This is a genomic window from Rhodococcus sp. EPR-157 (assembly GCF_001647195.1).
Taxonomy (GTDB): Bacteria; Actinomycetota; Actinomycetes; order Mycobacteriales; family Mycobacteriaceae; genus Rhodococcoides.
Map to the genome: position 1 here is coordinate 1 of NZ_LVCV01000051.1, position 10,587 is coordinate 10,587.

The window sequence follows — 10,587 nt, forward strand, 5'->3', positions numbered from 1 at the left end:
ACCTCGTCGAGTTCTGACGTATCCATCCACGAATGGTCTCGAGAATCGACGGAAAACTCGAGCCGACACGCCGACCTAACAAAGTACTACTAGTCGTCCGAGATAGCCCCGCATCACGTTGGCACCCTTGACGAGAACCTCTCCGGGACGACCGTCGTCGATGGTGTTGCCGTTCTCGTCGACGATTCGAATGCGCTGTCCGAGCAGCGGAAGTCCGACTGTTCCCGGCTTACGTAGTCCGCCGAGGGGATTGACCGTCGTTGCGCAGGTGCCCTCGGACAGGCCGTATCCCTCGACGACGGGTACCCCGAACCGGGCCTCGAAGGCTTCGAGCAGTGCCGGGCTCGCCGGGGCCGCTCCACACACGGCGAATCGCAGGGAGCTGGTGTCCGGTACCACCGTCTCGGGAAGGTTGGCCAGCATCGCGTAGATGGTCGGGACACCCGAAAAGAAGGTCGGCCGTGCGGATTCGACACGACCGAAGAATGTTCTCGGGTCGAACCGCCCCGCTATCGTGGCTCGCCCACCGGCGGCGAGAGGCGAAAGGATGCTCACGACAATGCCGTTGACGTGGAACAGCGGCAGGATCAGCAGACTGTGCACCTCGGGATCGAGAGAAAATGCGTCGATGGACATCGTCGTCATCGCCGTCAGGTTGGCATGATCGAGCATGACCCCCTTGGGTTTTCCCGTCGTACCGCTGGTGTAGATCAGCAGGGCGAGATCGTCGGCGGCGGTTGCTACCGGGGTATCGGCGAGTCGGGCGGGGTCAGGTCGTTCGGCCAGATCGGTCACCCGGGCCACCTCGAGTGGGGTCTTCAGCACCAGTTCCGGGGCCGTGATCACCAACGCTGCTGAACAGTCGTCGATCTGGTACCCGATCTCCTGCGCGGTCAAGGACGGGTTGACCGGAGTTGCAGTTGCCCCAAGACGCCATGCGGCGAACAGGGCGATGACGAACTCGACCTGGTTCGGCAGCATGATCGCCACGACATCGCCGTGAGAGATGCCACGGCCGGACAGAAGGGCTGCCGCCGAGCGCACGGCGTCACGCAATTCTCGATTCGACAAGGACACTCGATCGTCGCCGATGGCGGGCGCGTCAGGAGCGGTCGACGCGCGAAGATCGAGAAGGTCGGGCAGGTGCATGGGGGTCCTTCACTGGAGGAAGCGGGTTCCATAACGCTATGGACCCAATGTGATGCAGGCCATATCTCCAGACAATGAAGTTTCGAGCCGCGTTTGTCTCGCGGAGACAAGCCCCGGGACTGGAGAAAAGGGTCAACCACAGAGTCTCGGACGGCCTATTGTCGATATCGTGCAACCGCCACTATCCAATGTCGCCGCAGAGTCGGCAGTCGAAGCTGTCGTCGCGACCGTCATCGCCGAGATGAGCGCCCACCTCCTCGAGGAGTCGCGAAACATTCGTGATGTTCTCGAACGGGAGATCTCCGAGCTCGGCGGGGACAGCCAGTTGCTCGAGCTACTCGGTGCGAGCATCGAAGGCAACGTCGACACCGTCTTCCATGTCTTGCAGCACGGCATCACGGCGGACCACCTGCATGCGCCCTCCGCTGCGATGGAATACGCCCGCAGACTTGCACAGCACGCCATTCCCGTGACCGCGCTCGTGCGCGCCTACCGACTCGGTCAAACCACGCTGTTGGATCGGATCTTCGCCAGACTCCAGGCTTCTTCCATCGATCCCGTTCTGGGACTTAAGGTCTCGCACCACATTGTCTCGATCAGCTCGGTGTACATCGACTGGATCTCGGAGCAGGTCGTGTCGGCATACCTGGTCGAACACGAACGGTGGCTAGCCAACCGAAACAATGTCCGAGCTACCCGCATACGGGAGCTGCTGTCCAACTCCGGCTCGACCGACGACAACCAGGCGTCCCAGGCGATCGGATATCAGCTGGACCGACATCATTGCGCAGCGATCTTGTGGATGGACAAGCCGAAATCCGACCGGGACGGGTTGCCTGTCCTCGAACAGTTGGCCCGCCGAATGTGCGAGACGCTCGCCGACAACCCGACGCCTCTGTTCGTAGCTGCAGACAACTTGACCGCGTGGGTGTGGATTCCGACCGGGCGCGGGGCGGGGCAGCTCGACGCGAACAACATCCGCCAGCTGATGGACGCAAGATTCGGTGGCGCCCACATAGCTCTGGGCACAACCGAATTCGGTAGTGCTGGTTTCAGGACTTCGCATCTGCACGCACAACAGGCCCGTTCCATGGCCCTCCTTACCGACGCCGGCGACCGCATCGTCACCTCGTACGAGGATCCAGGCCTGGCATTCAGCGCATTGGCGAGCGCAGATCTGGCTCGCGCACACCAATTGATCCGCAGCACCCTCGGCCCACTTGCCGACGACACGGACGCGGCGCGGCGACTCCGTGAGACGCTCCGTGCCTTTTTCGACCATCAGTCCAGCCACAAAGCAACAGCAGAGACACTTCACCTGCACTACAACACGGTGAAGTATCGGGTCAAGAGCGCCGAACAGATGATCGGTCACCCGATCGCCGGGCACCGGTTCGACATCGAACAAGCGCTGGTACTGCAGTCGTGGCTGGGCAACTCGACCGATTCGACCCGCGCCGAGTGACTGCGGGATTCGTCGATGTTTCAGGGTGCGAGCGGTACCGCTGTCTTCAGGAACGACAACTGCTCCTCGATCACTATCGGGAACAGCGGTTCCACATAGGGATCGAAGTGGCCGCCGCGATGGAAGCGGACGGTCACGTGTGGGATCTTCGCTGCCGGCTTCTGCGCGACAGAGGCCGGAGTGACCGCGTCGTTGGACATGATCTGAACGAGCGTGGGGCACGTGATCGCGCCTGCAGTGCGGCCGGGTGAGTACAAGCCGATCCTGAGGAGAATTCGTGCCGCGACGGTTTCGGGATAGTCGCCGTCCTTCAGTCCGGATGCAGCAAAGAGTCGGTCGCGTGCGTCCATCGCGTCGGGAGTGGTCATCACTGCCACATCTCCCGGTCGACCTACGGAATTGATGTAGCGCGGTGACAGCTTCAGCAGTGCCCGAGCTTGGTCGATCACGGCTGAGGGCAGCACGCGCAGCGAGTTACGAAGGCCTGTTGCGAGAACAGCTGCCGGACCGCTGACGTGTGGGACCTGCGCAATGACGGCCGCGAAGTTCTGGCCCGTGCCTGCCAGGGTGAGGACGTGGCCGCCTGCGAACGAGGTGCCCCAGCCGACGATGCGTCGGGAATCGACACCGTCCAACGAGCGGGCGTACTCGATCGCATTGCGGTAGTCCTGTTGCTGTTTGGCGACATCGAGTAGCTGGCGCGGCTCGCCTTCACTGTCGCCGAAGTGCCGGTAGTCGAAGACGAGCACCGTGTACCCGGCACGGGCGAAGGCGTCCGCGTAGCTGTAGAGCCGGAGGGCGCGGGGAGTGCCGAACCCGTGAGCCATCACCACTGCCGGCGTGTCGGTCTCGGCGGCAGTCGGCCGATACACCCTGACCGCACAGCGCACGCCCTCGGAGTCGAACCATTCGTCACTACGGGAGTATTCGGCTGGCATGTCACTGATAAGCATGGCGAGTCTTTCGGGTCGAAGTGAAGGCGATCGGCGACAACCACCGGAGCAGAGCAGTTCTTGATTGATGTTCAAGAGGACGATAGCAGCGTCTTGATCGTCAATCAAGATAGTGTCTCGGGATGCCTCGCAATCGCACGCCTGTCGACCGAACCGAAAAGCGGGCCGAGATCGTCACAGCAGCGACGACCTTGTTCGTCGACGACGGTTACGACAACACGACGATGGGAAAGATCGCGGCCGCGGCCGGGGTGACTGCCAACACCATCTATTGGTACTTCCGGGACAAGGACCAATTGCTGATCGGCGTGCTCGACGACATTCACGCCGAGACCCTCACCCGCTTTGCCGCCCTGGGTGAGCAGCCGCTGGGAGACCGTATTCTCTGGGCGGTTCGTGAGCTCACCCGATACCACCGACTTGTCGACACCGTTCACGTGCGCAAGGCCCTATCGCCGGAAATCGACGACTGGCACAGCGGTTTCCATTCGACATGGGAAGGCTGGATCGCGTCGAATCTCACCCACTCGGGTTCGCCTTCCGCCGATATCGAGGCGATGACGCGCGTGATCGTATTCGTAATCGAAAGCATGCTGACCCACCCGAACACGGAGCAGCAGAACCGAGCGACCGTCGACGTGCTTCTACGCATTACCAAAACTGGGTCGACGACATTCGCGACGTTCCCTGACCCTTTCTAGACAGATTGATACACAATTGCTACCGTTCACCCATGGGTAGAACCGCCGAATTCGATCGAAGCACAGCTGTCGAGGCAGCACTCGGCGAATTCTGGGCTCATGGATTCAACGGGACGAGCACCGAGACACTGTGCCAAGCAACCGGTTTGGGTCGCAGCAGTCTGTACAACGCCTTCCGAAACAAGATCGGGCTGTACGAGGAATGCATGTCGACGTATCTCGCCGCAGCCGACGAATCCGTCGATGCAATATTGAAACGAGAGTCGTCGACAGTGCACGAGCGAGTGTCGGCGTTGTTCGATGACCTGATCGACAGCGAGTTGGAGCGTCGCGCTGCAGGCGGTCCGTCGGGGTGCTTTTCCGTGAACACGGCACTCGAGGCTGCGGACAATCCCGAATTATCGGGCCCGTACGAGCAGTTGAAAACCAACCTGCACAGCAGGCTGTCCGTCATGGCGGACTACCTGCGCGCAGGACAAGCGAGCGGCGACATCGCGTGCACGTTGCCGCCTTCCGCTCAGGCCGAGATCATCAACGGGGCTGTCGTCGGAATCAGGGTGGCCGCCCGAGTGGGATCAGGAGCCGAATCCATGCGCGCTATCGCGAGTGGCGCGTTGATGGTTCTGACACCGTAGGCGCGACACTCTCGGCCGTATCCATAGTCGACAACTCTTTCTGTACAGAACAGTACAGAAAGAAGAGAAGGACAGTCCGATGAGCAGCACCGAATTGACTGGTTCGCACACGCCCGACCTCGATCGGATCACCCGAGTCCCCCTCCCGGTCTACGTACTCGCGTTCACCATTCTGGCGTTCACGACGAGCGAGTTCATGGTGTCGGGGTTGATGAACGACCTGGCACGGGATCTGCCTGCATCCATCCCCAGCGTCGGTTACCTGATCGCGATCTACGCCCTGTCGATGGTGCTCGTAGCCCCGCCCGCCTCCATCTACCTCACCCGGTTTCGGCCCAAGTCCGCGCTGATCGCCATTTCGATCGTGTTCATCATCGGCGAGTTGATCGCCGCTGCAGCACCCAGCTATGCCGTCATCGTGATCGGTCGCATTCTCACCGGGGCAGCCGCGGGTACCGCGTACGGCGTGACGTTGTCCATTGCCGCCCAGACAGTACCGGAGAAGATCCGAGGGCGCGCAATCGGAATTGTAATGGGAGGCAACACGATCGGCACCGTCATCGGACTTCCCGTTGCCAGCTTCGTTGGAAACGCGTTCGGTTGGCGACTTGCCTTTGCGTTCGTCGCCGTGCTGGCGGCAATCGCGCTCGTGTCGAGTGTCGCTCTGGTTCCGGCCGTGGACGCCGGCCCGCGGCCGAAAATCCTGGCTCAACTGTCGGAGTCGAGGAACGGCAGCCTGTGGCTTGCGTACGCGACGAGTGGGTTGTTGATCGGCGCGGTCTTCTCCATCTTCAGCTACTTCTCACCCATCCTCACCGAGCGTGCCGGGTTCGACCAGAGTTGGGTACCAATCATTTTGGCCGCGTATGGTGTCGCGTGCGTCATCGGTATCACCGTTGTCAGCCGCCTCTCCGACAGCTTGCCGCTGACTGTGGCGAGCGTCGGCGCGGTGGTCGTCTTCCTGTCCGGCCTGCTGTTCATCTTCGGTGACGGCAACTCGGTGGTGGTCTTGGTCGGCGTCGCAGCGCTCGGATTCGCCGGAGTCAGCCTCAATCCAGCATTCGCAGTGCGCGTCATGAAGGTGGGCGGAACATCATTCATGGTGAACACCGTTCACACCTCGATCATCTGCTTCGGAGTCTTCCTGGGCGCGTCGCTCGGTGGTGTGATCATCGACGTGACCGGATCAGTCCATTCGGTGTACTACCTCTCTCTCGCCTTCGCGAGTGCAGGAATCTTCGCGCTGATGCCGAAGCTGGGCGCAGTTCGAGCCGAGATCACCACGAACCGAGACGCGGACTGAGGTAGGGGCGATGACGACCCTTCCCAAATATACCGGGAGGGGGTATGGTCCGACTTGCACGCTTGATACCCCCAGGGGGTATCAAGAATCCAGCAACGAAGGAGCTTCGCATGATCACCACCAACTACCGAGTCAGCGGCATGACCTGCGGCCACTGCGAGGCATCGGTCCGCGACGAAGTCACCACCGTCGACGGCGTGGAAACGGTCGAGGCATCGGCGTCGGCAGGGGTGCTGACGGTGACAAGCGCCGTAGAGCTCGACCAGGCCGAGGTCATCGCCGCCGTCCGCGAAGCCGGATACACAGCAGAACCACAACCCGCAGACTCGCGCACCGAGTAGCAATCGAACTCGGCGGATAGAAGGGACTCGCACAATGAACAACCACACACATGCCGACGTCGACGCCGGGGTGGCCGAGGCAGTGAACCCACATACGGGACACGACATGTCCGGACACAGCGCAGCCCACTCCGAACACGAAGGGCACACCGACCACAGTGGTCATGGCGGAGGGCACGGCGGACACGGCGATCACGTCGGCATGTTCCGTCGTCTGTTCTGGGTCATGCTGGTACTCGCGGTCCCGGTGATCCTCGCCTCGGACATGTTCGCGATGCTCGTCGGTTACTCACTGCCCGACGCGTCGTGGATCGCCTGGGTATCACCGGTGTTGGGCACCGTGATGTTCGCTTGGGGCGGTTCCCCGTTCCTCACCGGGGCAGTGAGCGAGATTCGTTCACGTGCGCCGGGAATGATGCTGCTCGTCGCCCTTGCGATCACGGTCGCGTTCGTCGCATCGATGGGAGCCAGCCTCGGTGTGCTGGACCATCAGCTCGACTTCTGGTGGGAACTGGCGCTGCTGATCGTCATCATGCTGCTCGGACACTGGATCGAGATGCGATCACTCGCACAGACCACATCCGCTTTGGATTCGCTGGCAGCTTTGCTGCCCGACACCGCCGAACGCATCGAAGGCGATGATGTAGTGACGGTATCCCCGGACCAGTTGCAGCTCGGCGATACCGTCGTCGTCCGACCCGGCGGCCGAGTACCGGCCGATGGCACCATCGTCTCCGGATCGGCGAGCATGGACGAATCCATGATCACCGGTGAATCACGCACCATCCGCCGCGGCGACGGCGAGCAGGTCGTCGCCGGGACGGTCGCCACCGACTCCGGTCTCCGGGTCCAGGTCACCGCGGTAGGGGAAGACACCGCCCTCGCCGGAATCGGCCGGTTGGTCGCCGACGCCCAGAACTCGACATCACGGGCTCAACGCATCGCCGACACCGCCGCAGGCTGGTTGTTCTGGTTCGCCCTCGGAGCCGCGATCATCACCGCCGCAGTGTGGACACTGTTCGGGATGCCCGACGACGCCGTCATCCGCACGATCACCGTGTTGGTCATCGCCTGCCCCCACGCACTCGGCCTGGCGATTCCGCTGGTGGTCTCCATCGCCACCGAACGAGCAGCCCGCGGCGGTGTCCTCGTCAAAGACCGGCTTGCACTCGAGACCATGCGGACAGTGGACACCGTGCTGTTCGACAAGACCGGCACCCTCACCAAAGGTGAACCCACCGTCACCGCGATCGACGTGACCGCCGGGCTCACTGCCGATGAGGTCCTCGCACTTGCTGCTGCCGCCGAAGCTGATTCCGAGCATCCACTTGCGCGCGCCATCGTCGACGCCGCACGTCACAGGGATCTGACCGTCCCGACCGCCACCGACTTCCGGTCCTCCCCCGCTGTCGGGGTGTCTGCCGACGTCGACCGAACCCGAATCCAGGTCGGCGGGCCAGCTCTGCTCGAGCAGGAACACGCAGCCGAACTCGCTGTCGCCGAGCAGTGGCGCGAAGACGGGGCAATCATCCTGCACGTCCTCTCCGGCGGCATCGTAGTCGGTGCGCTCGCACTGGCGGATGAGATCCGGCCCGAATCGCGCACTGCGATCGACGCCCTCCACACCCGGGGAATCGCGGTGGTCATGATCACCGGCGACGCCGATGCCGTGGCGAAGTCCGTCGCCTCCGAACTCGGCGTGGATCGCTACTTTGCCGGTGTGAAGCCAGAGGACAAGTCGCACAACGTCGCTGCCCTACAGCAGGAAGGGCGCACCGTTGCGATGGTCGGCGACGGAGTCAACGACGCACCCGCTCTCGCGCAAGCCGATGTCGGCATCGCGATCGGTGCGGGCACAGACGTCGCTATTGCATCGGCCGGAGTCATTCTGGCCAGCGACGACCCACGATCAGTATTGTCGGTGATCGAACTCTCCCGTGCCTCGTATCGGAAGATGAAGCAAAACCTTTGGTGGGCAGCAGGATACAACCTGATCTCCGTCCCGCTCGCGGCCGGAGTGCTGGCACCTGTCGGGTTCGTGCTCCCCATGTCGATCGGGGCAATCCTGATGTCGCTGTCGACGATCATCGTCGCGGCGAACGCACAACTGCTGCGTCGACTGGACCTCGCACCCCGCACCTACGGAGAACCACAACGATAGCTGCGCACAAAGGCCGAAGGCCGCACCCTCTCGTAGGGGGTGCGGCCTTCGGCTGATTGCGGTTCGAGTCAGCCGAGCAGTCGCTGCATGGTGTCGATCTCCTGCTGCTGAGTCTCGACGATCGTGCGGGCCATCTGCTGAGCATCGGGATTGGAACCGTCGGAAATCTCGGTGTTCGCCATCTCGATGGCGCCGCGGTGGTGGGCGATCATCATCGTCAACCACTGGCGGTCGAACTCAGGACCCGAGGCCGCCATCAGACCGCCCATTTCCTGCTGCGTCATCATGCCGCCGCCCGGGCTGTGATCCATTCCGCCCATGCCCGCAGAGGGGGCTGGCTGGCCCCACTCGGTGAGCCACGCAGTCAACTGGTCCATCTCGGGCTGCTGCGCGGCTTCGATCGCCGACGCCAACGCCAAGACCTCGGGATTATCGGTGCGACCCTCCGCCATCGCGGCCATCTCGACTGCCTGTGCATGGTGCGGGTACATCAGCTGCGCGAACATCACATCGGCGTCATTGAACTCCGCCGACGCACTGGCCCCGTCCGTAGAGGATGGAGCAGACGAGGACACATCCATCGACCGCCCGTCCATCGAGTGCCCGTCCATCGGAGAATCGGTCGAGCCGTCGCTGCAGCCGACGACGAGGAACGCGCTCATAGTGGCAGCAGCGAGCGAAACTACTAATTTGGTACGCATGTCGAACTCCTTGCAAGAGTGATTGTCCAGGGAAACGGATGTCTTTCGATCCGCCGGTGCGCGTGCGCTCACCGGGCTCCCCGTCACACTCGCAAGGTCACCGATCTGTCCAACTGCCACTTCGTCCACGGCGGACCGCGCCCCAACGTGGACTCGGTGCGACCGCCTATTCCGGCCTCTGTTGGCGCGGCAAGCTCGAAGCCGACGATCGTCGGCGGAACCGTCAATGCAGGCCACGACGCCGTCGTCCACACACAGGGGTGCGTCATCTGATGCGCAGACGGGCAATCATGTTCCCCGAACGCCACCGGAATCGAACTGTCGACTGCTGGCATCGGCACCATCGCGGAGTGGGCACCCATCGACATGGACGTACTCGTCGAAGAAATCGGTGTCACCGAGTGCATCAGCAGCACTCCGAACACCGTCAGCGCAATCAACAATCCGGTCGACAGGGCAAAGCCCCGTCGGCGGTGCCGATTTTCTGATCGCATGTCATCGACCATACCAAGATATACCCCCTAGGGGTACTGACATCGAGTCAGCGAGTCTGCTGGTCATGGAACGAGACTGCGTTTCCGCCCGCTCGCTTGGCTGCGTACATCGCGGCGTCTGCTCGACTCCAGGCTTGTTCGAAGTCGCGAGCAACCGAGGCTGCAGCAAGGTGAGCACCGCCGACGCTCACGGTCGTGCCCACCTCCGGGTTGGCCGCGAGACAACTCTGCAGACCGGCGATCTGATCGATCGCCGCACGTGAGTCGACGTAGGTGAGGATCGCGAATTCCTCGCCACCGGTCCGCGCAGTGATCGCCGGCGGCGGAAAGGCCTCGTCGATTGCGTTGGCCGTCGCGCGGAGCACGGCGTCGCCGTGCACGTGACCGAAGCGGTCGTTCACGAGCTTGAACCCATCAAGATCCACGACGAGGACCGCCGCTGTCCTACCGTGCAAATCCGGATCGGTACCTCGCTGGATGATTGCCGCGTCCAATCCGCGCCGGTTGCGTAGCCCGGTCAGTGGATCGTAGAAGGCAGTGGCCGCATCGCTGCGCAACAGCAACAGGAGAACCTGGGTCAGTATCGGCGCCGAGAACAAGATCAGTGTCAAGAGAATGAGGTACGCGCACGCCAGCACGACATCGGCTGCAGGTTCCGTGACCGCCCGCACGAGCAGAGCTCCA

General features: G+C 62.6%; 11 protein-coding genes. 6 read left to right on the forward strand and 5 right to left on the reverse strand.

Annotated elements, in window-relative coordinates; translation table 11 throughout:
* Positions 1-75: 75 nt before the first annotated feature.
* The gene (locus A2J03_RS02120; RefSeq protein WP_331712351.1) at positions 76-1,149 is read right to left on the reverse strand and encodes a class I adenylate-forming enzyme family protein; all 1,074 of its coding nucleotides are present in this window, start codon (positions 1,147-1,149) and stop codon (positions 76-78) included.
* 169 nt (positions 1,150-1,318) lie between these two features.
* Between A2J03_RS02120 and A2J03_RS02125 the strand changes: the two genes are divergently transcribed.
* The gene (locus A2J03_RS02125; protein ID WP_197480579.1) at positions 1,319-2,614 is read left to right on the forward strand and encodes a PucR family transcriptional regulator; all 1,296 of its coding nucleotides are present in this window, start codon (positions 1,319-1,321) and stop codon (positions 2,612-2,614) included.
* A gap of 20 nt (positions 2,615-2,634) precedes the next feature.
* Here A2J03_RS02125 and A2J03_RS02130 read toward each other — a convergent pair whose 3' ends face one another.
* The gene (locus tag A2J03_RS02130; protein ID WP_068369094.1) at positions 2,635-3,567 is read right to left on the reverse strand and encodes an alpha/beta hydrolase; all 933 of its coding nucleotides are present in this window, start codon (positions 3,565-3,567) and stop codon (positions 2,635-2,637) included.
* Positions 3,568-3,689: 122 nt separating this feature from the next.
* Between A2J03_RS02130 and A2J03_RS02135 the strand changes: the two genes are divergently transcribed.
* The 5 genes from A2J03_RS02135 to A2J03_RS02155 all read left to right on the forward strand — a co-directional run bounded on the left by A2J03_RS02135 (position 3,690) and on the right by A2J03_RS02155 (position 8,708).
* Positions 3,690-4,268, forward strand: a complete 579-nt coding sequence (locus A2J03_RS02135) for a TetR/AcrR family transcriptional regulator (protein WP_068369097.1) — start codon at positions 3,690-3,692, stop codon at positions 4,266-4,268.
* Between the two features lie 32 nt (positions 4,269-4,300).
* Entirely contained in the window at positions 4,301-4,903 is a 603-nt protein-coding gene (locus A2J03_RS02140) for a TetR/AcrR family transcriptional regulator (protein WP_068369100.1), read from the forward strand.
* A gap of 79 nt (positions 4,904-4,982) precedes the next feature.
* Positions 4,983-6,206 carry an MFS transporter gene (locus tag A2J03_RS02145; RefSeq protein WP_068369103.1) on the forward strand — a complete coding sequence of 408 codons (1,224 nt, stop codon included), beginning with the start codon at positions 4,983-4,985 and terminating at the stop codon, positions 6,204-6,206.
* 110 nt (positions 6,207-6,316) lie between these two features.
* Positions 6,317-6,547, forward strand: coding sequence for a heavy-metal-associated domain-containing protein (locus tag A2J03_RS02150; protein ID WP_068369106.1), 231 nt, complete (start codon positions 6,317-6,319; stop codon positions 6,545-6,547).
* A gap of 34 nt (positions 6,548-6,581) precedes the next feature.
* Entirely contained in the window at positions 6,582-8,708 is a 2,127-nt protein-coding gene (locus A2J03_RS02155; protein WP_068369109.1) for a heavy metal translocating P-type ATPase, read from the forward strand.
* Positions 8,709-8,776: 68 nt separating this feature from the next.
* On the opposite strand, the gene A2J03_RS02160 is transcribed toward A2J03_RS02155, so the two are convergent.
* The 3 genes from A2J03_RS02160 to A2J03_RS02170 form a co-directional block, all read right to left on the reverse strand.
* Positions 8,777-9,409 carry a DUF305 domain-containing protein gene (locus A2J03_RS02160; RefSeq protein WP_068369118.1) on the reverse strand — a complete coding sequence of 211 codons (633 nt, stop codon included), beginning with the start codon at positions 9,407-9,409 and terminating at the stop codon, positions 8,777-8,779.
* Positions 9,410-9,492: 83 nt separating this feature from the next.
* Positions 9,493-9,903, reverse strand: coding sequence for a hypothetical protein (locus tag A2J03_RS02165; RefSeq protein ID WP_068369121.1), 411 nt, complete (start codon positions 9,901-9,903; stop codon positions 9,493-9,495).
* A gap of 47 nt (positions 9,904-9,950) precedes the next feature.
* On the reverse strand, positions 9,951-10,587 hold a 637-nt coding region (locus A2J03_RS02170), incomplete at its 5' end, for a GGDEF domain-containing protein (RefSeq protein WP_156520144.1).